This is a genomic window from Rhizobium sp. LjRoot30, assembly GCF_964253915.1.
In the GTDB taxonomy this organism is placed as follows: Bacteria; Pseudomonadota; Alphaproteobacteria; order Rhizobiales; family Rhizobiaceae; genus Metarhizobium.
Genome location: NZ_CAXUSG020000003.1, coordinates 104,075 through 129,808, shown reverse-complemented (window position 1 = coordinate 129,808; position 25,734 = coordinate 104,075). Strand labels below are relative to the sequence as shown.

22 protein-coding genes are annotated in these 25,734 nt (G+C 61.4%); 13 read left to right on the top strand and 9 right to left on the bottom strand.

Annotated elements, in window-relative coordinates; translation table 11 throughout:
- Positions 1-32: 32 nt before the first annotated feature.
- Complete coding sequence (locus ACSQ3I_RS08265; protein WP_435997801.1) at positions 33-953, bottom strand: LysR substrate-binding domain-containing protein; 921 nt, start codon at positions 951-953, stop codon at positions 33-35.
- Positions 954-1,064: 111 nt separating this feature from the next.
- On the opposite strand from ACSQ3I_RS08265, the gene ACSQ3I_RS08260 reads away from it, so the two are divergent.
- The 3 genes from ACSQ3I_RS08260 to ACSQ3I_RS08250 are packed head-to-tail and all read left to right on the top strand — an operon-like array spanning position 1,065 to position 4,854.
- Positions 1,065-2,207 carry an iron-containing alcohol dehydrogenase gene (locus ACSQ3I_RS08260; RefSeq protein ID WP_435997799.1) on the top strand — a complete coding sequence of 381 codons (1,143 nt, stop codon included), beginning with the start codon at positions 1,065-1,067 and terminating at the stop codon, positions 2,205-2,207.
- Between the two features lies 1 nt (position 2,208).
- Entirely contained in the window at positions 2,209-3,708 is a 1,500-nt protein-coding gene (locus ACSQ3I_RS08255; protein WP_435997797.1) for an aldehyde dehydrogenase family protein, read from the top strand.
- 21 nt (positions 3,709-3,729) lie between these two features.
- Positions 3,730-4,854 (top strand): mandelate racemase/muconate lactonizing enzyme family protein, encoded by a 1,125-nt coding sequence (locus tag ACSQ3I_RS08250; protein WP_435997795.1) that lies wholly within the window; start codon positions 3,730-3,732, stop codon positions 4,852-4,854.
- 96 nt (positions 4,855-4,950) lie between these two features.
- On the opposite strand, the gene ACSQ3I_RS08245 is transcribed toward ACSQ3I_RS08250, so the two are convergent.
- A complete protein-coding gene (locus ACSQ3I_RS08245) occupies positions 4,951-5,154 on the bottom strand; it encodes a hypothetical protein (protein ID WP_435997730.1) in 204 nt (67 codons plus the stop codon).
- 854 nt (positions 5,155-6,008) lie between these two features.
- Here ACSQ3I_RS08245 and ACSQ3I_RS08240 point away from each other — a divergent pair.
- From ACSQ3I_RS08240 to ACSQ3I_RS08210, 7 genes are all read left to right on the top strand, one after another.
- Positions 6,009-6,734 (top strand): sugar transferase, encoded by a 726-nt coding sequence (locus tag ACSQ3I_RS08240; RefSeq protein WP_435997793.1) that lies wholly within the window; start codon positions 6,009-6,011, stop codon positions 6,732-6,734.
- Positions 6,735-6,760: 26 nt separating this feature from the next.
- Positions 6,761-7,711, top strand: coding sequence for a UDP-glucuronic acid decarboxylase family protein (locus tag ACSQ3I_RS08235; RefSeq protein WP_435997792.1), 951 nt, complete (start codon positions 6,761-6,763; stop codon positions 7,709-7,711).
- A 26-nt stretch (positions 7,712-7,737) separates the two neighbouring features.
- Positions 7,738-8,811 carry an NAD-dependent epimerase/dehydratase family protein gene (locus ACSQ3I_RS08230; protein WP_435997790.1) on the top strand — a complete coding sequence of 358 codons (1,074 nt, stop codon included), beginning with the start codon at positions 7,738-7,740 and terminating at the stop codon, positions 8,809-8,811.
- Positions 8,808-9,614, top strand: a complete 807-nt coding sequence (locus tag ACSQ3I_RS08225; RefSeq protein WP_435997788.1) for a WecB/TagA/CpsF family glycosyltransferase — start codon at positions 8,808-8,810, stop codon at positions 9,612-9,614. Before ACSQ3I_RS08230 ends, ACSQ3I_RS08225 begins: the two co-directional genes overlap by 4 nt.
- Before the next feature lie 11 nt (positions 9,615-9,625).
- Positions 9,626-10,561, top strand: coding sequence for a glycosyltransferase family 2 protein (locus tag ACSQ3I_RS08220; RefSeq protein WP_435997786.1), 936 nt, complete (start codon positions 9,626-9,628; stop codon positions 10,559-10,561).
- Between the two features lie 186 nt (positions 10,562-10,747).
- Complete coding sequence (locus tag ACSQ3I_RS08215; RefSeq protein WP_435997784.1) at positions 10,748-12,004, top strand: O-antigen ligase family protein; 1,257 nt, start codon at positions 10,748-10,750, stop codon at positions 12,002-12,004.
- On the top strand, positions 11,982-13,151 hold the full coding sequence (locus ACSQ3I_RS08210) for a glycosyltransferase (protein ID WP_435997782.1): 1,170 nt from the start codon (positions 11,982-11,984) through the stop codon (positions 13,149-13,151). The genes ACSQ3I_RS08215 and ACSQ3I_RS08210 overlap by 23 nt, the downstream gene beginning before the upstream one ends.
- On the opposite strand, the gene ACSQ3I_RS08205 is transcribed toward ACSQ3I_RS08210, so the two are convergent.
- The 3 genes from ACSQ3I_RS08205 to ACSQ3I_RS08195 all read right to left on the bottom strand — a co-directional run bounded on the left by ACSQ3I_RS08205 (position 13,096) and on the right by ACSQ3I_RS08195 (position 16,396).
- On the bottom strand, positions 13,096-15,216 hold the full coding sequence (locus ACSQ3I_RS08205) for a GumC family protein (protein ID WP_435997780.1): 2,121 nt from the start codon (positions 15,214-15,216) through the stop codon (positions 13,096-13,098). The genes ACSQ3I_RS08210 and ACSQ3I_RS08205 overlap by 56 nt on opposite strands.
- Positions 15,217-15,438: 222 nt before the next feature.
- Complete coding sequence (locus ACSQ3I_RS08200) at positions 15,439-15,624, bottom strand: hypothetical protein (protein WP_435997778.1); 186 nt, start codon at positions 15,622-15,624, stop codon at positions 15,439-15,441.
- 73 nt (positions 15,625-15,697) lie between these two features.
- Entirely contained in the window at positions 15,698-16,396 is a 699-nt protein-coding gene (locus ACSQ3I_RS08195; RefSeq protein WP_435997776.1) for an META domain-containing protein, read from the bottom strand.
- 178 nt (positions 16,397-16,574) lie between these two features.
- On the opposite strand from ACSQ3I_RS08195, the gene dxr reads away from it, so the two are divergent.
- The gene (dxr, locus tag ACSQ3I_RS08190) at positions 16,575-17,756 is read left to right on the top strand and encodes a 1-deoxy-D-xylulose-5-phosphate reductoisomerase (RefSeq protein WP_435997774.1); all 1,182 of its coding nucleotides are present in this window, start codon (positions 16,575-16,577) and stop codon (positions 17,754-17,756) included.
- Between the two features lie 87 nt (positions 17,757-17,843).
- Here the strand turns inward: dxr and hemA are convergent, their stop codons facing one another.
- From hemA to ACSQ3I_RS08170, 4 genes are all read right to left on the bottom strand, one after another.
- Entirely contained in the window at positions 17,844-19,058 is a 1,215-nt protein-coding gene (hemA, locus tag ACSQ3I_RS08185; protein ID WP_435997772.1) for a 5-aminolevulinate synthase, read from the bottom strand.
- Between the two features lie 230 nt (positions 19,059-19,288).
- On the bottom strand, positions 19,289-20,086 hold the full coding sequence (locus ACSQ3I_RS08180) for an FAD binding domain-containing protein (protein ID WP_435997770.1): 798 nt from the start codon (positions 20,084-20,086) through the stop codon (positions 19,289-19,291).
- 12 nt (positions 20,087-20,098) lie between these two features.
- Positions 20,099-22,444 carry a xanthine dehydrogenase family protein molybdopterin-binding subunit gene (locus ACSQ3I_RS08175; protein WP_435997768.1) on the bottom strand — a complete coding sequence of 782 codons (2,346 nt, stop codon included), beginning with the start codon at positions 22,442-22,444 and terminating at the stop codon, positions 20,099-20,101.
- An 87-nt stretch (positions 22,445-22,531) separates the two neighbouring features.
- Complete coding sequence (locus ACSQ3I_RS08170) at positions 22,532-23,020, bottom strand: (2Fe-2S)-binding protein (RefSeq protein WP_109459365.1); 489 nt, start codon at positions 23,018-23,020, stop codon at positions 22,532-22,534.
- Between the two features lie 308 nt (positions 23,021-23,328).
- Here ACSQ3I_RS08170 and ACSQ3I_RS08165 point away from each other — a divergent pair, with 308 nt between their 5' ends.
- Positions 23,329-23,595, top strand: a complete 267-nt coding sequence (locus ACSQ3I_RS08165) for a YMGG-like glycine zipper-containing protein (protein WP_435997765.1) — start codon at positions 23,329-23,331, stop codon at positions 23,593-23,595.
- A gap of 192 nt (positions 23,596-23,787) precedes the next feature.
- A complete protein-coding gene (locus ACSQ3I_RS08160) occupies positions 23,788-25,713 on the top strand; it encodes an autotransporter assembly complex protein TamA (protein ID WP_435997763.1) in 1,926 nt (641 codons plus the stop codon).
- Positions 25,714-25,734 lie beyond the last annotated feature (21 nt).

Sequence of the window (25,734 nt, the reverse complement as noted above, 5' to 3'; positions counted from 1 at the left end):
GCCCGCTGTTTGAGCAGATCGCTCGTCGGCGGTTATGGCCTCAACGGCTCTTGTCCCCCGGTCGCCAGCAGGCGCTGGTGCAGCTTTGACGCTTCCGTCGACAGGGTTCGATATCGCGGCATGCCAAGATAATATCCGAAGCCGGTTTCCACCCGGTCCCGCCCGACGGCAACGAGCTTTCCCTGCTGCAGGTGCTGGGCGATCAGGCCCATGCTGCCAAGTGCAATACCGTCCCCCCGCAAGGCGGCCTCGATTGCCATGAAATAGGTGGTGAAGGAAAAGCGCGGATTGACGATCCTGCGTTTCGGCGGCTGCGGAATACGGTTGAACCACTGCCGGAACGAGATCCAGTGCGCATTGAAGCGCTCGTAGTCGAAGAGATCGAGGCCGGCAATCTCGTCCGCCGTCAGCGAGGCAGCCGCAAGCCCCCTCGCTTCCAGATAGGTGGGCGATGCCACCGGAACGAGGATTTCCTTCATCAGCAATCCCAGATCCCAGCGCGGGTGTTCGCCGGTGGAATAGAGGATGACGAGATCGTTGGTTTCCGACGCCAGTTCGGAGGGTGAATCCGTCGTCAGCAGGCGAACGGAAACCGAGGGGTTTTCGATGCTGAACGCCCGCAGATGCTCTCCGAGCCAGAGATGCGACACGGAACCGCTGGCGGCAATCGAAATGATCTCCGGCGCGCCGCCGCGAAACGGCTCCAGGCTTTCCTCCAGATATTCCAGCGTGGCCCGCACGCGCTGGAACAGCCGTTCTCCCGGCGCAGTCAAGGCAAGGTTGCGACCGCGGCGGGTGAACAGCGGCGCGCCCAACTGGTCTTCAAGTCCCTTGATGCGGTGACTGACGGCCGCTTGGGTAATGTTCAGTTCGCGCCCCGCGCGGGAAAAGTTCATGAACCGGCAGGCGGCATCGAAAACGCGGAAGGCTTCCAGGGGGATTCGCTCCAGCATGGCTTCTCCATAAATCAAAGTTATCAAATTACCCTAAAAATGCCCGGATTTGAATAGTTGAGCTTGTAGTGCAGAGTGCGGGTCGAACCGAACTCTTGTGGGACGATGCCCGTGCAATTCTCCACTTCCTTCATTCCCGAAATCCGATTTTCCGCCGGTGCTGCCAGCCAGATCGCTCCGGCAACCAAATCTTTCGGCGTCACGCGCGCCCTCGTCGTCATGGATGGTTTTCTGGCGCAATCCGGCTTCGGCGAAAAGCTGCGGCAGGAACTCGACGCCGAGGGCGTTTCCGCCGCTATCTTCTCCGATTTTTCCGGCGAGCCGAAGCTGGCGCACCTGCATGCGGCCATCCAGGCTGCCGAGGACGCCGGATTGGTGATTGGTGTCGGTGGCGGTTCCGCCCTCGATATCGCCAAGATCGTCGCCTGCTGTGCTGCGTCGGGCGAAGACCCGATGTTTTACGCACTGGCCGCCAACCCGCTGCCGAAAAAACCGCTGAAGAAGATCATGGTGCCGACGACGGCCGGCACCGGATCGGAAACCTCGGCCACCAACATCTTCGCCGGCCCGGAAGGCAAGAAGCTCTGGATCTGGGGTGCGGAGACCAAGGCCGACCTGGTGATCCTCGACCCGGCGCTGACGGCATCGCTGCCGGAAAACCTGACGGCCTGGTGCGGTCTCGATGCCTTCATCCACGCCTTCGAGGCCTCGACCAACCGCAATGCCCATGTCGGCGGCAAGTTTTACGGCCATGAAGCCCTGCGGCTGCTGACCGGCGCACTGGAGACGGCGGTCAACGAGCCGCAGAACCTCGCTGCGCGTGGAAATGTGCTGCTTGGCTCCTGTTATGCCGGCATCGCCATCGACAATTGCGGTACGGCGATTGCGCATAACATCAGCCACGCGCTGGCCGGGCTGGCGCCTGTGCATCACGGCCTTGCCACCGCGCTTGGTTTCGAGGGGACGCTTGCCTGGCTGGTGGAGGCGGATACGGACGATCTGAATGCTGCCGCCCGCGCCTGTGGCCTTGCCAATGCCGCGGCGTTGCCGGCTTTCGTTTCGGACTGGATGAACCGCTGCGGCATCGTGCGCGCCTTGCCGAAAGGTTTCGAGCGGTTTTCAGCCGCCGACCTCGCCGCGGAAATGCGCGCACCGGAAAACCAGCCGATGCGTCGCTCCACCATCCGCGACGTCACAGATGGCGATATCGACACTTTCGCCGCTTCCATGATCGCGCTTGCGAAAGGGCAGTGAGATGACGACGTCCTATAGCCGCGCCTATTGGGAAAGCGCCCTGTCGACACTGACGCTCGAAGGTCGCCACTTCATTGATGGCGCGTTCCGCGCTTCCGCCTCCGGCCGAACCTTTACCCGCATCCGTCCGATGGACGGCAAGCCCGGCGCCCAACTGGCGCGTGGCGACGCCGCCGACATCGATGCTGCGGTTGCCGCGGCACGCGCGGCTTTTGCAAGCGGCGTCTGGCGGCGCAAGGAGCCGCTGGAAAAGAAGAAGGTCATGCTGAAATGGGCCGAACTGATCCGCGCCCATGGCGAAGAATTGGCGATGCTGGAAACGCTCGACGTCGGCAAGCCGGTGCTCGCCTCGCTGAATGTCGACGTGCGTCTCTGCGCCGACGGCATCCAGTATTACGGCGAGATGATCGACAAGCTGTATGACGAGGTGGCGCCCACCGGCCCCAACGCCCGTGCGCTGGTCCGCAAGGTGCCGCTCGGCGTCATCGGTGCGATCACGCCGTGGAACTATCCGATGATCATCGATGCCTGGAAGCTCGGCCCGGCGATTGCCGCCGGCAATTCCGTGGTTTTGAAACCGGCCGAACAGTCGTCGCTGACGGCCATCCGCCTGGCGGAACTCGGTTTCGAAGCCGGCTTGCCGGCGGGTGTGTTCAACGTCGTCACCGGTTATGGCGAGGAAACCGGCAAGCCACTGGCCCTGCACATGGATGTCGACATGATCGCCTTTACCGGCTCGACCGAAGTCGGCAAGCTGATCATGGGGTATGCGGCGCAATCGAACGTCAAGCGCGTGGCGCTGGAGCTTGGCGGCAAGTCGCCGCTGGTCGTCTTCGAGGATGCCGATCTCGATGCCGCCGCATCGGCGGCCGCCTGGGGTTGTTTTTACAATTCCGGCGAAACCTGCCATGCCTCGACACGGCTCGTCGTGCATCGCTCGGTGCAGGATGCGCTGATCGCCAGGATCGAGGCGGTGACGAAGAGTGACATCGCGCTCGCCCATCCCTTCGAGCCTTCGGCGCAGATCGGCGCGTTGATCGAGGAGGAGCATATGACCAAGGTGCTCGGCATGATCGCCGCCGGCGAAAAGGATGGTGCCCGCCGCGCCTTTGGCGCCGAACGGGTCCTGTCGGAAACCGGCGGTTATTATGTCTCGCCGGGCGTCTTCGTCGATCTCACCAACGATATGAGCCTGGCGCGCCAGGAGATTTTTGGTCCCGTGCTGGCTGCCATTCCTTTTGACACGGAGGAGGAGGCGCTGAACATCGCCAACGATACGATCTACGGCCTGGCGGGTGCGGTGTTCACCAAGGATATGGACCGGGCGCATCGTTTCTCCGAGGCGATCCATGCAGGCACCGTCTGGATCAACACCTACGACATGTCGAACTTCGCGACACCCTTCGGCGGTTTCAAGCAATCGGGTTTCGGCCGCGACCGCTCGGTGCATGCGATCGACAAATATTGCGACTACAAGACCATCTGGCAGCAGTTCGGCTAAGGTGCGGGCAGGGAGGAACCCATGAGCAAGATCGTATCCATCGAGATCACCCACCATCGTCTCGCCCTCGACCCGGCATTCAAGGCCAGCTGGGATGGCCGGCCACGCAAACATTTTGATGCCACCGTCGTCCGCGTGCGCGACGACGAGGGCCGGGAGGGTATCGGTTCCGGCGACCTGATGAAGGGGTTCGAAGGCCACGAGGACTTGTTCATCGGCCATGACCCGCGCCATCTCGAGCGGCACTACGAGGTGCTGTCGCATATCAATTTCCATTATGGCCGCTGCTGGCCGATGGACCTGGCGCTCTGGGATCTCTCTGGCAAAATCACCGGCGAACCCGTCTGGCGCATGCTGGGCGGCCGCGCCGACAGGGTGCGCCTCTACGCATCCTCGGGCGTGTTGCGCGAGCCGGCTGCCATGGCTGAGCAGGCCGAGCGGTATATCGAGGAAGGTTTCCCGGCGATGAAGGTGCGCTTCTCCTCCTCGGCCGGCGGTCGCGATGGCTGGAAAGCGGATGTCAAGGCGCTGGAGGCGATCCGTGCCCGTGTCGGCGACCGGCTGGAACTGATGGTGGATTGCAACCAGGGTTGGCGCATGCCATGGGATACGACGCTGCCCTGGACCTTCAAGGATGCGCTGGCCGTGGCCAAGGAACTGGAGCGTCTTGGCATCTACTGGATGGAAGAACCGTTGTTTCGTTCCGACCGCAAGGGCATGCGCCGCCTTGCCGATGCCATCGGCGTGCGCATTGCCGGCGGCGAGATGACCCGTGAACTCTACGAGTTCCGCGACATCATCGAAGAGCGCGCCTTCGACGTCATCCAGCCGGATGTGGCACTGGTTGGCGGCATCACCGGCTGCCGCCGGCTTGCCTGGCAGGCGCGCGAGGCGGGTGTGATCTTCACGCCGCATTCCTGGACCAATGGCATCGGCGTGCTCGCCAACGCCCACCTGACCGCCGGCTGCGGCGACGCTCCCTTCCTCGAATATCCCTACGACAATCCGGAATGGAGCGAGGCGCGCCGCGATTATCCGATGGTCTCGCCGCTCAAGCACAAGGACGGCTGGCTGGAACTGGGCGAGGCTCCCGGTCTCGGCATCGTTCTCGACGAGCAAAGGCTGAAGGCGACACGCATCGCCTGATCGCACCGGCTCCGCGACAGTGCAAACACACCTCGGCCCGGATGCAGGGGACATCCGGGCCGGGCGTGGGAGGTCTATGAGATCAGCTGCCGTGGATCAGTGGCAGACGCGGATCTTCTTGATGTAGAGATTGCCGTAATAATCGTACTTGCGGATCTTCTTGATGAAGCAGCTCGGGCGGTAGTCGTAGCTGTCGTAGGACTGGTGATACCCACCATAGTAGCCGCCGGCGAAGGACGGTGCGGCAAACGAAACGACGAGGGTGGCAGCAGCAGCGGCGGAGAGAAGGAAGTTGCGCATGTTCGGCTCCTATTGTTCGGGTTGTTGATTTCGGTGGATCGGTTTGTCTGTCTCTGTGGATGTGTTCGTCTCATCCAGTGACCCGACTATGCCACCGCTTCCCGAACCGCGCTGTTCCGGCCGGAACAGGGTGTTTCCAGCCGATTTTCCCCGTTTCGCAAAAGCGTTTGCGGATCAGCGCCATTTCTGATTAAAGGGGTCCGGCAGAGAACGTCGTTCTTCATGTCCACGTAGCTCAGCAGGATAGAGCACAGGATTCCTAAAATTGGGCGTTATGGCGGGAAACTCCATAACGGATCTGCTCAAAGTCGGGGAACGCTTGCCACAATGGCATGCCAATCCCGAGCCAAGCGCCGGAGACGATCCGGCGAAGGTGTAGAGACTGGACGGGCAGCACCTAAAGGCCTGAGGCCAATGGTGAAGGGACAGTCCAGACCACGAACGCGCAAGCGGCGGCGAAAGCCGAAGTGGTATGAATCCTGGGGTCGGAGGTTCGAATCCTCTCGTGGACGCCATTCTGCTTTTTGACTTTGATTTCGTTAGATTTTTTTTATTTTTGCCGAAACGAGGCTTTATCCTCGATTGTACTGCCCTTGTCGCTTGCCCGCCTGTCGTTACTTCGCCTATCCGATTGCATGATCGATCCGAAACGCAACCGTGCGTGGGAAAAATTTGCCGACAACGGGCCTTTTCCGCCGCAATCGCCATAAGATTTAAGATTTTGTTAAAATGCATTTTCTTTTATCGGTTGCACCGCATTTCCCATACTCTTTATGGGTGACAAGTGAATTGAATTGAGTATGAATTATAACGCTTGAGTTGTTCAAGGTTGCAAGCAAGTGTTGGAGTTCACCATGCGATCGGCGGGCCACGCTTATCCTGTTTTTCGGCATGCCTATGCTGAAAAGCAGGAGAAATACGCAGGATTCGGCAGACACCGTTTGCCACAAAATTCCTTCTTCCGCACCGAAAACGATGTTTATGCGGTCATCAAGCGTATGATCGACTTTTGTACTGCGTTTCTTTTGCTTTTTCTTCTCTTCCCGTTTCTGCTTTTCATCGCTTTGCTGGTCCGCCTCGAAAGCCCTGGCCCCGCGCTGTTTTTCCAGCGCCGCTGGGGTCGAAGGGGGACGGTTTTTCGGGTCGTCAAGTTTCGCTCGATGCGTGTAGAAGCTTGCGACGACGGGGCGATGGTCCAGGCCGTGGACGGCGATCCGCGAATGACGCGGATCGGTGCGTTTCTGCGCCGGACGAACATCGACGAACTGCCGCAACTCCTGAATATTCTCAAAGGTGAGATGTCCTTCGTCGGGCCGAGATGCCATCCTGTCGGCATGCTGGCGGCAAAGCGGCCCTATGAAGAAATCGTGCCCGATTACCATGCTCGCCATGCCGTGCGGCCGGGCCTGACAGGACTGGCGCAGATACGTGGCTTGCGCGGACCGACTGGCAGGCGCGACAAGGCGCGGGCACGCATTGCCTGTGATCTGCACTACATCAGAAACATGTCCTTCTGGCTGGATGCCAGGATCGTGCTGGCTACGATCCGCAACGAGTTGCGCGGCGGCCGGGGTTTTTAGGAACACAAACAGCATCTGGTGACAACATGGCGAGAATCTTGGTAACCGGAGGCGCGGGCTTTCTGGGCGCTGCTCTTTGCGAAAAATTGCTGCAGCGTGGCGACAGTGTCATCTGCCTCGACAATTTCTGGACCGGAAGGCCGGAGAATATCCGTAGCCTCGCCCTCCATCCGCGCTTTGCCTTCTATGAGCGCGACGTCTGCCGTCCCTTGGACGTTGATGTCGACGAAATCTTCAATCTTGCCTGCCCGGCGTCGCCGCGGCACTATCAGGCAGATCCGATCAACACGTTGAAAACCAGTGTGCTCGGGGTTCTCAATATGCTCGAACTTGCCCGCCGCAGCGGTGCAAAATTCCTGCAGGCCTCGACTTCGGAGGTCTATGGCAATCCGCACATCCATCCGCAGACAGAGAACTATTGCGGCAATGTCAGCCCCGTCGGCATCCGGGCCTGCTACGACGAGGGCAAACGCGCCGCGGAAACCGCAATCTATGATTACCAGCGCCAATACGGCCTTGATGTCCGGGTGGCGAGAATCTTCAACACCTACGGGCCGGGCATGGATATCGACGATGGCCGCGTCGTCGCCAACTTCATCGTGCAGGCGCTCAGCGGCAACGACATCACCATCTATGGCGACGGTCAACAGACGCGTTCTTTCTGCTACCGCGACGACCTGCTGGAAGGCCTGGTGCGCCTGATGGACGCCCCGGATGAGGTGAGTTTTCCGGTCAATATCGGCAACCCGCAGGAATTCACCGTCCGGCAGCTGGCGGAACTGGTGCTGGAGGCAACCGGCTCGCGCTCGAAAATGATCCATATGCCGCTGCCGAGCGATGACCCGCTGCAGCGCTGCCCGGATATTGCGCTCGCCCGCACCTGGCTGAACTGGATGCCTCGCATCGCCTTGCGCGATGGCTTGCGCCGAACCATCGGCTATTTCGAGGAACAAGTGAAGCCGGCGGTGGCAGCTTAAACCCGTGAGTTTTGAGGGCGAATGCCATGAGTGTTGCGCTTGTCACCGGCGCCGGCGGGCTGGTCGGTTCGGAAATGGTCGAATTCCTGGTCGCGCAGGGCATGGATGTGATCGGCATCGACAATGATATGCGCGCCCGATTTTTCGGTGACGAAGCCTCCACACGCTGGCGCATCGCCGAGCTTGACCGGCGCCATCGGCGCTTCCGCCATGAAGCGATCGATGTTCGGGATGCCGATGGGCTCCAGCGGCTTTGCTTGTCGCTGGGCAATGCTCTCAGCCTCGTCATCCATGCCGCCGCCCAGCCTTCACACGATTGGGCCGCCCGCGAACCGTTCACCGATTTCGGCATCAATGCGGTCGGCACCTTGAACATGCTGGAAGCGGTGCGCCGACACGCGCCGGAAGCGGCTTTCGTTTTTCTCTCCACCAACAAGGTCTATGGTGACCGGCCCAACCGGTTGCCGCTGGAGGAGAAGGAAACGCGCTGGGAAATCCGCAGCGATCATGCGTTTTTTTCCTACGGCATCGACGAGACCATGGGCATCGACCAGTGCACTCACAGCCTGTTCGGAGCCTCGAAACTCTCCGCCGATATCCTCGTGCAGGAGTATGGCCGTTATTTCGGCATGAACACGGCGTGTTTTCGCGGCGGCTGCCTGACGGGCGGCGGGCATTCCGGAGCGGAGCAGCACGGTTTCCTCGCCTATCTGATGAAATGCGCCGCCACCGGCAGCCTTTACCGGATCTACGGTTACGGGGGAAAGCAGGTACGCGACAACCTGCATGCGCGCGACCTGGTCAAGGCACTCTGGTGTTTTGCGTCCGATCCCAAGCCCGGCCGTGTCTACAATATCGGCGGCGGCCGGCGCTCCAGTTGTTCGGTTCTGGAAGCGATCGCGCTGTGCGAGCAGATCACCGCCCGCCCGTTCAAGGCCGGTTATGAGGCGGAAAACCGCATCGGCGATCATATCTGGTGGATCAGCGACATAACGGCCTTCCGCCGTGACTATCCGGATTTTCAGGCCGACTACGACCTTGCCGCGATATTGCAGGAAATCTACGAAACCGGCCTGCCACGCTGGACGAGGCGGGCATGATCGATCGCGGCAGGAGAAACATTCTCGGCATCGAGATCAGCGTCGTCGATTATGACGGCGTGGTAACCGCCGTGATCGATGCCGCACGGCATCGCAGGGCACTCGGTGTCTCGGCGCTTGCCGTACACGGCGTCATGACCGGTGCTCTCGATCCGGAACAGAAATACCGGCTGAACGCCCTCGACATCCTCACTCCGGACGGCCAGCCTGTGCGGTGGGCCTTGCGCCTTCTGCATGGGCAACGACTGCCGGACCGCGTTTATGGCCCCGAACTGGTGGAGCGCCTGTGCGCTGCAGCCGAACGGCAAGGATTGTCGATTTTCCTCTACGGCAGCCGACAGCTGGTGCTGGATGCCTGGACCGCCAACCTGCACCGGGCGCATCCGGCGCTGCGCATTGCCGGCACGGCGCCGTCACAATTTCGCGCGCTGACGAGGGAGGAGAACATCCGCATGGTAGAGCGGATCAAGGTATCGGGCGCGGACATGGTTTTTGTCGGCCTCGGCTGCCCGCGGCAGGAAGCCTATGTCTTCGAAAACCGGAATGCGCTTTCCATGCCCTTGATCGCTGTCGGCGCCGCCTTCGATTTTCACGCCGGCCTGCTGCCGCAGGCGCCAAAATGGATGCAGGATCGTGGACTGGAATGGGTCTTCCGGCTGTGGCAGGAGCCACGCCGTCTCTGGCGTCGTTATCTTTATCTCAACCTACTCTATCTGTGGTTTGTGGCGCGACAACGACTTGGCCTCGACAAGGCGTGGCATGAAAACACCAGGCATCCGACTGTCGCGAAACGTTTAGGCTAGGCGGTGGGGCGATGCGAGAGCAGGCGAGCGAATATCGACAGATGAACACCTGCGATTTTTCCATCGTCATTCCCTGGCACCGCGGCTTGGACCAGCTGCGCCGCTCGGTGCTCAGCGTCAGACGGCAAACCCATGCGGCATCCGAGATCATTATCGTCTGCAACGGCCCCGCACTGGGCCAGATGGACGTGGTTCGAAGGGAATTCCAAGGCGGCAAAATAAAGGTCATCGGCCTGCCCGAGGCCAATGCCAATGCTGCCCGCAACGCCGGCATCCGCGCGGCAACCGCACGATACTGCGCCTTCCTTGATTGTGACGACGAATACCTGCCGGCAATGCTGGCGCAGGCAGCCGTCCATCTTGCGCAGTTTCCGCACGGCATCGTTTCGACGGCCGGTCTTCGCAAGCGGGCCTCCGGCGCCTGTTGGCGGTTTCCACGGCGGTCCATGAGGGCGCAGGAAGATGTTGCTTCCTTCTTCATGGCCGGAGGCAATTTCCTGCTAACCTCATCGCTGGCTATGCAAGCCGCGACGGCTCTCGATCTGCTGTTCGATCCGGATATCGACAAGTTCCAGGATCTCGATTTCCTCATGCGGGCGGAGAAACGAGGGTATCGGATCGACATCCTGCTGCAACCGGGGTTCATCTATCACGACGAGGAGAATGAGGGGCGTCTATCGCATGATATCGATTTTTCCCGCCATGCGGCCTGGGTCAGTCGCAACCGGCTTCTGACGCCGCAGGCACGCGCAGCCTTTCTCGCCCGCGCCGTCGCCCAACATGAATTGCCGGGCAATCTTTGCCTCAATCTCCTGCGGATGTGGCAAGGATACCGGATCGGAGGCATCCCGCTGCCGCAGAGCCTTGCCATGACGGCAAGGCACTTGCTGCCGCATCGGCTCAAGGGACCGCTCCTTGAGTTTTTCCTCACCCACCTGCGGAGATGAGATGCGGAAGGATTGCTCCCCCATGGGTCCAAGATTTTGCCGCCGCAACGCCTGCTTGTTTGGCGTAAGCGAGCAGGCCCCGCCAAAAGCGGCAACCCTGCTTTTCCGTCGGGCACAAGATGCAATTTTCTGGTCTGCCGATCCGGATAGGCCGGCGGGACAGCCATATAGACAAGATGCATCGCCATGAATGCATCGCGGCTTTTCGAAACCACCGTCGTCTTGGCCCTGATCGTTTCCACCGGCACCTTTGCCCCAAGCCTGCAGACGCCGACCGGAATGGCGGCCGAAAGCGGTTTTCTCAACCAGTCGCTGCTGTTGTGTACCTTCGCCGCCGTCATCGGCCTTGGTTTGCTCGGGCGGGGCATCCGCTTTCGCGGAGCGGTGTCGGAATGGCTGCTCGGCGTGGTTCTCTTCTGGTCGGCTCTTTCGGTGTTCTGGTCGGCCCGGCCGGAGGCGACGGCGGTGCGGAGTTTTGCACTGATGTTGACAATGCTTGTCGCTGTCTTTGCCGTCCAGACCCTCGGTCGTCGCGATTTCATCGCGCTTGCCGGCCGCGCCATCCTGATCGTGCTGGCCATCAATGTTCTCGTGGTTTTTTTCCTGCCGCAGACCGGCATCGCCGGCTTCCCAACGGACGGTGCCTGGCGTGGCCTCTTCACCCAGAAGAACGTGCTCGGCCGCATCGCGCTGATCGGCGTCCTCATCGGTCTTTTCCGCGTATTTTCGCCAGGGCGTCGCAAGCGCACGGAAAACCTGGTGCTCCTCTGCTCGTCGGTCGTGGTCATCATTGGAACCCGTTCGGCAACAGCCGTCGCCGTGTTGATCATCGCGCTGGGGCTTCTGACCCTTGTTCTGATCCTGAGGCACGCCCGCGTCGGCATTGGCGTTGCAACGTTTGGCGTCGGCCTTGGCGGCCTGCTTGCCGCCTCCGTTGCACTGCTGACCTTCGACGAGATGGCCGCGGCCATCGGCAGAAACGCGACACTGTCCGGGCGGCTGCCGCTCTGGGACGAGTTGTTGCGGATCGGAGGAAAGGCGCCGCTGCTCGGCAAGGGATACGGAGCCTTCTGGTCGCCGGAGAACGAGGACGTCATCCTGCTCTGGAGCCGGCTGGGATGGATGCCGGTCCAGGCGCATAACGGCTACATCGAGATTTTCCTGCAACTCGGCGCTGTCGGGCTTGTGCTGGTCGTGCTGATGCTCGTCAGTCTGGGCTGCTCGTCGTTTATCCGCTTCATGCGTGGCGGCGATGGCACCTGGCTGCTTGCCTTCATCCTTGCCGTGGCGATTGTTGTGCTGTCGCTGACCGAGGCGGTGCTGCTGGTGCAGAACAACATTTTCACCATCCTCTTCGTTGCCCTTCTACCCGGCAGCGACGCCGTTGCCGACACACGCCTGCCCCGACAGGAGGGAACTCTTGAAGATCCTGTTCCTGTATAGAAATCTGGCGCTCGGCGGCGTACAGAGCCGCATCACGCTTTTGTCTCGGGCTCTGGCGGCGCGGGGGCACGACGTTTTCGTCGTCACTTATGGCAGGCCGCAACGCATAGATTTCCCGCTCGATGCCGATGTCACGCATCTGGAGATGGGGCAGGGAGCCATCCTGCAACGCGGATGGCAGCTTCACAGGAATCTCCGGCGCATCCGTCCGGATGTCGTCGTCTCGGCGACGCCGCACGGCAATCTTCTATCGCTTGGCTTGAAATTGCTCGGCAGGCACCGGTTTTTTATCATTGTTTCGGAGGAAAGCGACCCGGCCGAGGAGGCCCGGCATGCGCGCGGCGTTCACAAGCTGCCTTTCCTTCTCGCACCTCTGCTTTATCCTCTTGCAGATCGCGTGATAGCGGTTTCGCAAGGCGTTCGTGACGGGCTTTGCAGACAATCCGGAATGGCGACGGAGCAGATTTCCGTCGTCTACAACCCGATTGACCGGGCCGATATCGAGACGCTTGCGGATGAAGCGGTCGAGCACCGCTGGCTTGGCGGGGAATTCATGGTGTTCCTTGCCGCCGGGCGCTTCGTCGAACAAAAGAATTTTGCGCTTCTGCTCGACGGTTTTGCCCGCGTCTTCCGACAGATGCCGGAGGCGCGTCTGATCCTGATCGGCGATGGACCGCTTCGTGCTCGGCTGGAGCAGCAGGCATCGGCACTCGGCATCGACGGCGCCATCGACATGCCGGGTTTTCAGAAAAACCCTTTTGCCTGGTTCGCCAAGGCGGATGCCTTCGTGCTCAGTTCGCTGTGGGAAGGCTTCGGCAACGTGCTGGTCGAGGCAATGGCCTGCGGTTGCCCCGCCGTCTCCACGGATTGCCCGCATGGACCGGCAGAGATCCTGATGAACGGACAATTCGGCCGCCTTGCCACAAATGGCGACGCGCAAAGCCTGTCGGCAGCGATGTTGGAGACCCTGCGCCATCCCGCCGAGCGCACAATGTTGCGGCACCGTGCCGAGGCGTTCAACCTCGAGACCACGGTCGAGGCCTATGTTGCTTTGTTGCCGCAAGTGCAAGCGAGGCCGATCGCCGGTGGCCCTATTGGGCGTAATAGGCCAGATCTCCCCGGCTGCCCATCCGCTCCCGCTGATTGAGCACGGAGACCACGCCCGTCCCTGCCGGGGCATTTTTGCGCAGCATGGCCAGCCCACGCTTGGCGATGGTTTGCGGTGTGCTCGCCCACTTGATCACGAACACCACGACATCGGCATGGCGCGAAAGGCAGAGCGCATCGACGACCGGTTCGACCGGCGGCGTGTCGAGGATAATACAATCGAAATGTCGCCGCGCCAGTTCCAAAAGCCGCACCATCTTGTCGCTCGTCACCAGGCTGTCGGTGGGAATGTCGCTGCGCCGGCCGCCGAGCAACACGTGCAGGCCTGACAAGGGGTCGCTGACCGCAAATTCCGAAGGGGTGATGGCCTTGCGGTCGAGACGCAGGTAATCGAGAAAATCCTGGCGCGGCTCCCCGACATGCAGATGCTTGCAGATGCTGGGTTTTCTGAGATCGCAATCGATCAGCAAGGTCTTTTGCCCGGCAAGCGCACAGGCCCGGCCAAGAGAAAGCGCCACCGTCGACTTCCCCTCGCCGGCAAGCGCCGAAGTGACGAGCACGACCGTTCCATTTCGGCCTGCGGGCTTCATGATCGCGGCACGGCGCTCCGGCTCGATATTCAATCGCAGGCGCCGGATGGCCTCGCTGAAACGCGACAGGGGTGCTGTCACCATCAGGTCGGCGACACTCGGTTCCTCCCCAGTTTTTGCTGCCTTCCTCTCCGAAAGTCCCTGCTGTGGCAGGACCGTGGTCAGCGGCACTTTCAAGACCGCCTCGACCTGGTTTTCACTGGTAAAACCGCCGACGAAATATTCGCGCAATACAGCAGCGCCGATGGCGACCAGCAACGAACAGACGAGCGTCAGCCCGAGGCCGAGCGGTTTGTCGGGAAAGGCAGGGATGGTCGGCACCAGCGCGGCAGAGACAATGCGGCTATCCGGCATCTGCAAGTCGGATTGCACGTCGAGTTCGCGCAGCTTTGCCAGGAGATTTTGGTATTGCGCCTGAACGATTTCGGCGGATTGCTGCATGCCGTAGAGTTCGGCAAGGCTTTCGGGCGGCAGATCTCTTTGCAGCGCGTCGCGGCGAAGCTGCTGTCGCAGTGACCGGGCATGGTCGTCGAGATCGGCGACACGTTTTGTCAGGCTGCCGATTTCTGCCGCCGCCTTGTCGCGCAGCATGGTGTCGAGACCGGCCAGATCCTTGACCAGCTTTGCCCGCGCCGGGGCATTTTCGGCAAGGCCAGCTACCTTCCGGGCCATGCTTTCGTGCTGCTTTTGCAATTGCAGCAAGGCCGGGGTGCCGAGTTCTGCGACAAAGGCGGCCATATCTTCGGAAGCGGCCAATGTTTTCAGGGCGGCAAGGCGCTGCGTCTGTCGCAGATGCTCGGTCCTGGCCTGTTCGAGGTCTTCCCGCAAACGGGACAGTTCCGGCTTGTCGGCTGCCTCCATACGGTTGAAGTAGACGTCGAACTGGCGTTCGTTTTCGATCATGACGGCATTGAGGGCGGCGACGCGGCCATCGATCGTATCCCGCGCCGCAACCGTGGTCGACACTTTTGCGGCAATCTGCTGGCGGATGTAGGCTTGCGCCATGGCATTGGCGAGCGCTGCCGCCTTTTGCGGGTCCCGCGAGGTGACGCCGATCGAAATCAGGTAAGTCAGGCCGTTGCGGCTGATGCTGACGGCCGAGCGCAAGCTATCGACAGCCGAACTCAGCGTTTCGTCGGCCGTCGACAGCGGCCGCGCCAGATGCAGCAGGGCAAAGATGCGGTCTTTCCAACCCGTGCCGCGCCCGAATTCTTCATCGGCGATCAGGTTGTGGTCGCGGATCACGTCGATCAGCACCTGATCCGAGCGAAGGATGCCGACCTCGCTTTCGACCCGCGCATTGTCCGCGCCGGAATTACTATACCCCCGCTCGCGCGCCAGCAGATCCTTGCTCGTCGTATCGACCATCAGCAGGGCCGTAGCACTGTAGCGTGGTGTCAAAGTGTATATGATACAAAGACTTATGACCAGAATGGCCGCCGCGGTGGTCAGGATTAGCTTCACCTGGCGCTGCAACAGACCGGTTATGCTCTTGAGATCGATTTCCGCGTCCATGGGATGAGGCTTCCAATAATGAGCACAATTTTGAAAAACCCATAGTTGTATTGAAGCGCATATTTAACGGAAAAACAACCATATTCCGGTGGGGCCGAAAAATAACGTCACCGGCTTGGACCCGCTTGTCCGCAGAGGGGACAAAGCAACGCCTCGACCGCCGGGAAACCTCGGCGGTTCGTCAGGGAAGAAGATGGTAAGGGGTATGGCGGCGCGGTGGGATCAGCGCGGCTTCGGGTTTTCCAGCGCCTGCAGGGCGGCGGCGCCCAGCATCTGCGCCTGTTCCTTCGTCGCGAACTGTCCCTGGACCGGATAGGTGATCCCACGGAATTTCAGCATGAAGCCCCAGCGGCCGTTGCGCAATTGCGCCACCGTTACGGTGGAGGCTGGTTTGTCGCCGGTGGTCATGCCTTGTTCTCCTGCAGATGGTTCCTTTTGCTCTAGCAGAGTGCCCCGGCCTGTCAAAGGCCCCCGGGGACGATCATGGTGCGGGAACGCACGCGATCCCGTCGGCATCGGTGCCGCGATAGAGATCGTAGAGTGTCGCCTCGTTGCCTTTGGCCCACCAGATATAGCGGCCACCGGCATATTTTGCGCCCGAACCGGACAGCACATTGGCGGCGACGACAAAATCGTCGCCGATGGTCAGCCGGGCGATGGAGACGGGGCCGGCATTGATGTATTCCGCATCGACGGTCTTGTCGCCGCAGGCGTAACGGACCGTCTGCCGGTCAACGCTTTCGGCGCCGGGAACGCGGATGGTCACGTCAGCCTCCTGGGTCGGCGGCGTCAGGCGCAGCACGGTTTGCGTTCCGTTCGAAAGCAGGATGCTGCGACCATCCGTCTTCCAGGTCAGCGCGCCGTTGAGCAGGCTCAGGAACTTGCCTTCCTGCTCCATGGCGGCAGGCGCGCACATCATCTTCGTGGCTGCCGGCGCGGCAAAGGTGATCTTGTCCTGTTCAAGCTGGAAAGCACCGGAATAGCGGTTACAACCGGAAAAACCGGAAAACGTCCTGTCGGGCTTGATCTCGATGATCGCCGGTGGCGCCGGTGTCTTCGTTGCGAAATCAAGGATTTCCACCCGCCATTGGCCGGTCAGCTCGAACGGAACCGGATCGGCAGCGATGGCGACGCTGGCAAGCAGGGGAAGGGCCGCGATGGAGGCGAGCAGTTTCAGCATGAAAGATTCCTTGAGCCTTGACGCATCGGCTTCAGGCAAAAAACATCGGTCGCTGATAACGACCGATTGTGATCTGTTGAAGACGGCAGACGCTGGCAAGGCGATATACCATATCTGCTTGTTGTAGATGGCGATTCTGTATAGAGCCATGGACAAGGAAAAAAAACGGGAAAACGCCATGACAAGCGGTGCCGACCGAAAACGCCGTCTCTCCATTCTCGGCTCCACGGGTTCCATCGGTACCAACACCCTCGACGTCATCCGCCAGCTTGGCGGACGTGAACGCTTCGAGGTGCTGGCGTTGACCGGCAGCAGCAATATTGCGCTTCTGGCCGAACAGGCCATCGCTTTCGGGGCAAAACTCGCGGTCACCGCCGACGAGAGCCAGTATGCCGCGCTGAAGGATGCGCTGGCGGGCAGCGGCATTACCGTTGCGGCTGGTCCCTCCGGACTTCTGGAAGCCGCGGCGATGGATGCCGGATGGGTGATGGCCGCCATCGTCGGCACTGCCGGCCTTGCGCCGACGCTGACTGCGGCACGGCGCGGGGCCGACATTGCGCTTGCCAACAAGGAATGCCTGGTTTCGGCCGGTTCGCTGTTCGTCGATACCATCGGCAAGGCCGGCGGCCGGCTGATCCCGGTCGACAGCGAACACAGTGCCATCTTCCAGGTGCTGGAGGAAGACCAGCGCCATGCGATCGAGCGGATCGTGCTCACCGCATCCGGCGGCCCTTTCCGGACCTTTACACGCGAGCAGATGGCCGATGTCACCGCCGAAAAGGCGCGTGCCCACCCCAACTGGTCGATGGGACTGAAGATCTCCATCGGCAGCGCCTCGATGTTCAACAAGGCGCTGGAGATGATCGAGGCGAAACACCTCTTCAACGTCCGGCCGGACCAGATCGAGGTGATTGTCCATCCGCAGTCGATCATCCATTCCATGGTGGGTTATACGGACGGATCGGTGCTCGCCCAGTTGGGCTGCCCGGACATGCGCACCGCCATCGGTTATGCGCTCACCTATCCGTCGCGGTCGCCCCTGGATGTCGAACGGCTCGACTTCGCCAAGCTGGCGCGGCTCGATTTCGAGGCGCCGGACGAGGTCCGCTTCCCGGCGCTGCGGCTGGCACGACTGGCGCTCGAGCGGGACGGCCTGCAGGGCGCCATCATGAATGCCGCCGAAGAGACGGCGTTCCATGCTTACGTCGGCAGCCGCATCGGTTTCCTCGACATGGCAGAGGTGGTCGAGACGGTGATGGACCGGATGGTGGACGTTGCACCGGCCAAGGTCATCGACGATGTGTTCGCCGCCGATGCCGAAGCGCGTGCCCGCGCCGCCGAAGTTATTGCTGCCCGCTGACCGGGATTTCGCTGCAGCCCGCCAAATAAAAGATGCGGGCCGTGACCTCACGACCCGCACACACATGTTGCGAAAACTTCAGTTTGATCAGGCGACGGCGCGGGCCAGCGCGCAACGCGCCCAGAGCTGATGCAAAGAGCCGACGAGATGTTCGAGATCGGCATCGGAATGCAGCGGCGTCGGGGTGATGCGCAGGCGTTCGGTCTTGCGCGGCACCGTCGGATAGTTGATCGGCTGGACGTAGACATCAAAACTGTCGAGCAGGATATCCGAGATCCACTTGCACTTGGCGGCATCGCCGACCATGACCGGCACGATATGGCTCGGATTGTCCATGTGCGGAATGCCGTTCTTGTCGAGCAGTGCCCGCAGGCGCCGGACGCGGTCCTGATGGCGGGCGCGTTCGAAAGGGCTTACCTTGAGGTGGCGGATCGAAGCGATGGCACCGGCGGCGAGCGTCGGCGGCAACGCCGTGGTGAAGATGAAACCCGAAGCGAAGGACCGAACGAAATCGCAAAGCGCTGCGGAAGCGGCGATGTAACCGCCCATGACGCCGAATGCCTTGCCGAGCGTGCCTTCGATCACCGTCAGCCGGTCCATCAGGCCTTCGCGCTCGGCAATGCCACCACCGCGCGGGCCGTACATGCCGACGGCATGGACTTCGTCGAGGTAGGTCATCGCACCGTATTTGTCGGCGAGATCGCAGATTTCCTTGATTGGGGCGATGTCGCCATCCATCGAATAGACCGATTCGAAGGCAATCATTTTTGGCGCGTTCGGATCGGCCGCGGCCAGCTTGGCTTCGAGGTCGTTGAGATCGTTGTGTTTCCAGATGACGCGTTCGCATTTTGCGTAACGAATGCCCTCGATCATCGAGGCATGGTTCAGCGCATCGGAAAAGATGATCAGGCCGGGGATCTTCTGGCCGAGCGTGCCCAGCGCCGCCCAGTTGGAGACATAACCGGAGGTGAAGATCAAAGCTGCTTCCTTGCCGTGCAGATCGGCAAGCTCGCGCTCAAGCAGAACATGGTAGTGGCTGGTACCCGAGATATTCCGGGTGCCTCCCGCACCCGCGCCACAGTGATCGATGGCATCTTTCATCGCCTGGATCACCTTGGGGTGCTGTCCCATGCCGAGGTAGTCGTTGGAACACCAGACCGTCACGTCTTTCTGCTCGCCGCCGGCATGACGGGTCGCGCGCGGAAAATTGCCGCGGTGCCGCTCGAGATCGGCGAACACGCGGTAACGACCTTCCTTGTGAAGTTCGTCCAACTCGCCCTTGAAAAACGCCTCGAAATCCATGTGTCTGCTCCAGAACTTTAGAACCGTTTTATTTCTGCCGGCTCTAGCGTCAACCCCTTTGGCCGGCAATAGGCATTGTCTGCGGCAAAAGGCCCACTTTTTTGAATTATTCCAGAGAACCCCTAACCGATTGTCGCTTCCGGCAGTTTGATGCACGTCAAGTTTCCATGAAAAAGGACGGCCGCAGCCGTCCTTCTATTCATTCGGATGATCAAAGTGCCCGATCAGCCTCAACCGGCGGCCTGGACCGCCCGTTTGGCCATGACCTTGACCAGGTTGGCGCGGTATTCCGAATCACCATGGATATCGGACAGCAGGCCGGACGAGGACACCGCGACACCGGAAAGCGCATCGGCCGACCAGTTCCCGGAAAGGGCCGCTTCCATGTCTGCCTGGCGGAACACGCCGTCGGCACCGGCCCCCGTCACCGCGACCCGGACGCTGCCGCCGCGCTTGGCGACGAAGACGCCGGTCATGGCGTAACGCGAGGCCGGATTGCGGAACTTGGCGTAGCCCGCCTTCTCAGGCAGCTCGAAGGAGATGGCCGTCACCAGTTCGCCCGCTTGCAGCGCCGTTTCGAACAGGCCGGTGAAGAAATCGTCGGCCGCAATCTCCCGCCGGTCCGTAACGATCGTCGCGCCAAGGGCCAGTGCCAGCGCCGGATAATCCGCCGCCGGGTCGTTGTTGGCGATTGAACCGCCGATCGTGCCCATATGGCGCACATGCGGGTCGCCGATCAGGCCGGCGAGCACGGTGACGGCCGGGCAGGCCGACTTTAGCGCACTGGACGCCGCCACTTCGGCATGCGGTGTCGCCGCGCCAATCCGCACGCGGTTGCCGTCGATGTGGATGCCCTTCATGTCGGCGATGCGCCGAACATCGACCAGGGCGGTCGGCGCGGCAAGCCGTTGTTTCATGGTGGGGATGAGCGTCATCCCACCGGAGACGTATTTCGCTTCGTCGGTGGCGGCAAGCAGCGAAGCCGCTTCACTGACCGAGGAGGCACGATGGTAACTGGTCGCGTACATGGTCTTCCTCCCTCAATGAGCCGCCTGCAATGCCTTCCACACCTTTTGCGGCGTGGCGGGCATCGTCAGTGTGTTGGTGCCGATGGCATCGGTGATCGCGTTCATCAACGCCGGCGGCGAACCGATGGCGCCGGCCTCGCCGCAACCCTTGATGCCGAGCGGATTGCCCGGGCATGGAGTGTTCTGGTGCGACAGCGTGAACGACGGCAGGTCGTCGGCGCGCGGCATGGCGTAGTCCATGAAGCTCGCGGTCAGAAGCTGGCCGTTTTCGTCGTAGTGCACGCCTTCCAGAAGTGCCTGGCCGATGCCCTGGGCGATACCGCCATGCACCTGCCCTTCGACGATCATCGGGTTGATGATGTTGCCGAAGTCATCGGCGGCGACGAATTGCACGATGTCCGTCGTGCCCGTATCCGGATCGATTTCCACTTCGGCAATGTAGCAGCCGGCGGGGAAGGTAAAGTTCGACGGATCGTAGAAGGCGCCCTCCTTCAGGCCCGGTTCCATGCCGGCCGGCAGGTTGTGGGCGGTGTAGGCGGCAAGCGCCACCTGGAACCACGGCAGCGTCTTGTCGGTGCCGGCGACCTTCAACTCGCCGTTTTCGATGACGATGTCGCTTTCGTCGGCCTCCATCAGATGCGCGGCGATCTTTTTCGCCTTGGCCTCGACCTTGTCGAGTGCCTTGACGATCGCCGACATGCCGACGGCGCCGGAGCGTGAGCCGTAGGTGCCCATGCCCATCTGCACTTTATCGGTATCGCCATGGACGATGTTGACGTTGTCGATCGGCACGCCGAGCCGGTCGGCGACCAGCTGCGCGAAGGTGGTTTCGTGGCCCTGGCCGTGGCTGTGCGAGCCGGTGAGCACTTCGACCGTGCCAACCGCGTTGACACGCACCTCTGCCGATTCCCACAGGCCGACACCGGCGCCGAGCGAACCGACCGCCGCCGACGGCGCGATGCCGCAGGCTTCGATATAGCAGCTCATGCCGATGCCGCGCCTCTTGCCGCGGCCAGCGGCTTCCGCCTTGCGGGCGGCAAAACCGTTCCAGTCGGCAGCGGACATGGCAGCGTTCAGGGACGCCTCGTAGTCGCCGGCGTCATAATTCATGATGACCGGCGTCTGGTAGGGGAAGGAGCGGATGAAGTTGGTGCGTCGCAATTCCGCCGGGGAAACACCGAGTTCGCGGGCCGCGGTCTCGATGGTCCGTTCCAGCAGGTAGGTCGCTTCCGGCCGCCCGGCGCCGCGATAGGCATCGACCGGCACCGTGTTGGTATAGACGGTGCGCACATTGGCGTGGATCGCCGGGATGGCGTATTGCCCGGAAAGCAGCGTCGCATAGAGGTAGGTCGGTACTGCCGAAGAGAACAGCGACATGTAGGCGCCGAGATTGGCGATGGTATCGACCTTCAGCGCCGTGATGCGGTTGTTGGCATCGAAGGCCATCTTCACCTGCGAGACATGGTCGCGGCCATGCGCATCGGTCAGGAAGGCTTCGGTGCGGTCCGAAGTCCATTTCACCGGCACGCCGGTTTTCTTCGAAGCCCAGAGACAGACGATCTCTTCCGGGTAGATGTAGATCTTCGAGCCGAAGCCGCCGCCGACATCGGGGGCGATGACGCGCAGCTTGTTTTCCGGCGCGACATTGTAGAAGGCGCTCATGACCAGGCGGGCGACGTGCGGGTTCTGGCTCGTCGTGTAGCAGGTGTAATGGTCTTCCGCCCCGTCATAGATGCCGAGCGTCGCGCGCGGCTCCATCGGATTGGGGGAGAGGCGGTTGTTGTGGATCTCGATCGAGGTGACGTGTGCGGCTTCGGCAATCGCCTTGTCGGCCGCCGAGGCATCACCGATCTGCCAGTCGAAGATAAGGTTGTTTGCGGCTTCCGGGTGAAGCTGCGGCGCGCCGTCCTTCAACGCGTCGACGGCTTCGACCACGGCGTCCAGCGGCGCGTATTCGACGACCACGGCTTCCGCCGCATCACGCGCTTCACCGAGCGTATCGGCAACGACGATGGCGACGGCATCGCCGACGTAACGTACGGTTTCGGCGGCGAGCGGACGCCAGGCGCCCATCTTCATCGGCGATCCATCCTTGGAGTGGATCATCCAGCCGCAGATCAGATTACCGATGCCATCGGCCAGAAGCTGCTTGCCGTCGAGAATGCCGATGACACCGGACATGCCCTGGGCAGCCGTCGTGTCGATGGACTGGATCTTGGCATGCGCATGCGGACTGCGGATGAAGTAGGCGTATTTCATGCCGGGGACGACCATGTCGTCCGTATACCGGCCCTTGCCGGTCAGGAAGCGTTTGTCTTCCTTGCGCGTAACGCGCGCACCAATTCCCTCAATACCCATTGAATATCCTCCAGGGTGGTCAGGCTTGGCATGCCACGGATGTGCAAAATCGGACCGAGGCTATGCGTCAGCCAGTCGTCTCGCGAATTATTCGGCAGCCTGACGGCCGGCGGACATCTCCGCGTCGGCAGCCAATACGGCCTTGACGATGTTGTGGTAGCCGGTGCAACGACAGATATTGCCTTCCAGCTCGGCGCGAACGGTGGCTTCATCGAGATTGCCGCCGTGGCGGTTGATCATGTCGACCGCCGTCATCACCATTCCGGGGGTACAGAAGCCGCATTGCAGGCCGTGATGTTCCTTGAAGGCAGCCTGCACCGGATGCAGCTCGCCCTGGCCGGCCAGCCCCTCGATGGTCGTGACGGTGGAGCCGGAAGCCTGCACCGCCAGGATGGAACAGCTCTTCACCGAATGACCGTCCATATGCACCACGCAGGCGCCACACTGCGAGGTGTCGCATCCCACATGTGTTCCCGTCAGCCCCAGCTTTTCGCGGATGAAATGCACGAGAAGCGTGCGCTCCTCACACTCTCCGCTCACTGTCCGGCCATTCACCGTCAATGTCACTTTCGCCATCTTGTTCCTCCTCGTGCCTCTCCCGGACACGGAAAGCATCATTTGTCTTTTTTCCAGTGCGATCAATCGCTAGTTTTCGCACAGGGCACTTTTTTCCGGCTGCAACTGTCGCAATACTGAGCAGCCGGCGTGATACGACGCACAAGCTGGAAAGGAACAGCAAAAAAATCCCTTGTGCCTAGTAGACTTCCCTATTTTCAAGTCTATCTTCGCCGGTAAGCGTTGCCGTATATCGGCAGATCTGCGTGTACCGGGAACCCGGACGACGCGGATTGGGGACGCCGGTCATTAACTGTGGAGAGAGTTTCATGAAGAAGGCCATCGTGCTTCTGTTGGTTGGTCTGTCGGCTGCAAGCTGCACCCAGACTGAAAAGGGCGCCGGCATCGGTGCTGTTTCGGGTGCGATCATCGGCGGTGCCATCACCGGCGACGTTCGTGGCGCAGCTGTTGGCGCAGCCATCGGCGGTGTTTCCGGTGCGGTCATCGGCAGCGTCGCCGACCAGCCCGGCCAGTGCTACTATCGTGACCGTTACGGCCGTCGCTACATCGACGATTGCCCGCGCGGTGGCTACTGATACCTGCCGACTTTCGGTTGCAGATCGACTTTCGAAGTCCCGGGTCTTTCCCGGGACTTTTCTTTTGCAATGACGTTTTGGGTCGGGTGCGGCTAAAAGAGGTACACGTTGCGGATTTTTAAGGTTAATGTCCGCGTTAACGACGGATCAAGGCTTTGGCTGTCATAATGGGCTTGAAACAAAAAACCGCGTATGCCGAAAACCCTGTGTAAGCCGAAAGAGAGTATTGCGTATCGGAGAGCGGGCACCGTCGTCACGGTTGCAGCAAGCGCCCTCTTGTGCCCGGTTTTTGCAACGGAAGCCCATGCTTTCAAGCTGTTCGGTATCACGCTCTGGGGTGAGGAAGAGCAGACGGTCGACGTTATCGATCCGGTCAATTATTCCGTCACACTGAATGCCGAAGCTGCCGACGACGACCTGAAAGCCGCGTTGGAAAACGCCTCCCATCTCATCCAGGACAAGGACAAGCCGGTATCTGGCGATCTCGGCCTGGTGATCAAGGCGCGCGACGATCGCGACCGGCTGATCGCCACGCTCTACGAAAAATCCCGTTATGGCGGCGTTGTCACCGTTCTCGTCGATGGTACCGACATCGACCAGCTACCGCCGACGCCGGTCTTCGACCCGTCGCGGCCGGTGCCGGTGACGGTGGAGATCAAGCCCGGCCCCGCCTTCACGCTCGGCGACATCCGTTTCGAGGGCGACGCGCTCGGCCGCAACCCCGCCGACTACGGCCTGGTGCAGGGTGGCGACGCCAGTTCGCTGATCATCCTGAAGGCGGGTGACCGCATCGTCGAGGATCTGAAGAACGAGGGTCGACCGCTCGCAAAGCTCGACAATCGCAGCGTCGTCGCCGACCACGAGACGGCCCAGGTCGATGTCGTGCTGACGGCAAGCGGTGGTCCCGTCGCACCGGTCGGCAATGTCGGCGTCAACGGCCAGAAGAGCGTCGATCCGGAGTTCATCCGCACCTATTCGCGCATCAACGAAGGCCGGCCCTACAATCCGGAAAACCTGAAGAAGGCCGGCGAGCGGCTGCGCCAGCTCGGCGTCTTCTCCAGCGTCACCGTGCGAGAGGGCGATACGCTGTCGCCGGATGGCACGATCCCGGTCAACATCACCGTTGCCGAAGGCAAGCATCGTTATTTCGGGGTCGGCGCACAATATTCGACCATCGACGGTTTCGGCCTGCAGGGATATTGGGGCCATCGCAACCTGTTCGGCCGGGCGGAATCGCTGCGCCTGGAGGCCGCCGTGTCGCGCCTCGGCGAAGCCACCGGCTACCAGGACCTGGACTATTCCGCCGGCATCATCTTCTCCAAGCCGGGTTTCATCCTGCCTTCGGCGACGCTGAACGCCAGCATCAAGGCGAAGACGGAACATCCCGATTCCTATCTCGCCAACACGGTGACGGCGGCAACCGGCATCGCATACGAGCTTTCCGACCAGGACACGGCGTCCGCCGGCGTCGAACTCAGCTATTCCGATACCGAGGATGCCTTCGGCAACAATGAATACCTGACCTTCTCGCTGCCGCTCGAATATGCGCGCGACGCCCGCGACAACAAGCTCGATCCGACCGAAGGCTATCGCGCAACGCTGGCGGCAAAACCCAGCTACGAAATCTTCGGCAGCACGTTCTTCTCGTCTTTCGAAGGTTCGGTATCCGGCTATCAATCGCTCGGCGCCGAAGATCGTGTCGTCTTCGCCGGCAAGGCGTCGCTCGGCACGCTGGTGGGGGCAGGCAACCTCGAAGACATCCCGGCGACGCGGCGTTTTTATGCCGGCGGCGGCGGCTCGGTGCGCGGTTACGCCTATCAGGAGATCAGCCCCTACGACGCCAAGGGCGATGCGACGGGCGGCCGGTCTTACGCCGTGGTCTCTGCCGAGGCGCGGGTGAAAATCACCGATTCGATCGGCCTGGTTCCTTTCGTCGATGCCGGCACCGTTTCGGAAAAGATGTTTCCGGATTTTTCGGACGTACGCATCGGCGCCGGCCTCGGTATCCGTTACGCCACACCGTTCGGGCCGATACGGCTCGATGTCGCCGTGCCTCTCAATCGATACGAGGGGGGCAGCAGTTACGGGATCTATGCCGGCATCGGCCAGGCTTTCTGATCCGCCCGACCTCAAAGCAAG

Coding starts and splice junctions, on each gene's coding strand:
- dxr (WP_435997774.1), top strand. CDS start 16,575: ATGACAAGCGGTGCCGACCGAAAACGCCGTCTCTCCATTCTCGGCTCC.
- ACSQ3I_RS08165 (WP_435997765.1), top strand. CDS start 23,329: ATGAAGAAGGCCATCGTGCTTCTGTTGGTTGGTCTGTCGGCTGCAAGC.
- ACSQ3I_RS08250 (WP_435997795.1), top strand. CDS start 3,730: ATGAGCAAGATCGTATCCATCGAGATCACCCACCATCGTCTCGCCCTC.
- ACSQ3I_RS08195 (WP_435997776.1), bottom strand. CDS start 16,396: ATGCTGAAACTGCTCGCCTCCATCGCGGCCCTTCCCCTGCTTGCCAGC.
- ACSQ3I_RS08175 (WP_435997768.1), bottom strand. CDS start 22,444: ATGGGTATTGAGGGAATTGGTGCGCGCGTTACGCGCAAGGAAGACAAA.
- ACSQ3I_RS08240 (WP_435997793.1), top strand. CDS start 6,009: ATGCGATCGGCGGGCCACGCTTATCCTGTTTTTCGGCATGCCTATGCT.
- ACSQ3I_RS08205 (WP_435997780.1), bottom strand. CDS start 15,216: ATGGACGCGGAAATCGATCTCAAGAGCATAACCGGTCTGTTGCAGCGC.
- ACSQ3I_RS08225 (WP_435997788.1), top strand. CDS start 8,808: ATGATCGATCGCGGCAGGAGAAACATTCTCGGCATCGAGATCAGCGTC.
- ACSQ3I_RS08180 (WP_435997770.1), bottom strand. CDS start 20,086: ATGTACGCGACCAGTTACCATCGTGCCTCCTCGGTCAGTGAAGCGGCT.
- ACSQ3I_RS08265 (WP_435997801.1), bottom strand. CDS start 953: ATGCTGGAGCGAATCCCCCTGGAAGCCTTCCGCGTTTTCGATGCCGCC.
- ACSQ3I_RS08170 (WP_109459365.1), bottom strand. CDS start 23,020: ATGGCGAAAGTGACATTGACGGTGAATGGCCGGACAGTGAGCGGAGAG.
- ACSQ3I_RS08160 (WP_435997763.1), top strand. CDS start 23,788: ATGCCGAAAACCCTGTGTAAGCCGAAAGAGAGTATTGCGTATCGGAGA.
- ACSQ3I_RS08200 (WP_435997778.1), bottom strand. CDS start 15,624: ATGACCACCGGCGACAAACCAGCCTCCACCGTAACGGTGGCGCAATTG.
- ACSQ3I_RS08235 (WP_435997792.1), top strand. CDS start 6,761: ATGGCGAGAATCTTGGTAACCGGAGGCGCGGGCTTTCTGGGCGCTGCT.
- ACSQ3I_RS08230 (WP_435997790.1), top strand. CDS start 7,738: ATGAGTGTTGCGCTTGTCACCGGCGCCGGCGGGCTGGTCGGTTCGGAA.
- ACSQ3I_RS08255 (WP_435997797.1), top strand. CDS start 2,209: ATGACGACGTCCTATAGCCGCGCCTATTGGGAAAGCGCCCTGTCGACA.
- hemA (WP_435997772.1), bottom strand. CDS start 19,058: ATGGATTTCGAGGCGTTTTTCAAGGGCGAGTTGGACGAACTTCACAAG.
- ACSQ3I_RS08245 (WP_435997730.1), bottom strand. CDS start 5,154: ATGCGCAACTTCCTTCTCTCCGCCGCTGCTGCTGCCACCCTCGTCGTT.
- ACSQ3I_RS08220 (WP_435997786.1), top strand. CDS start 9,626: ATGCGAGAGCAGGCGAGCGAATATCGACAGATGAACACCTGCGATTTT.
- ACSQ3I_RS08215 (WP_435997784.1), top strand. CDS start 10,748: ATGAATGCATCGCGGCTTTTCGAAACCACCGTCGTCTTGGCCCTGATC.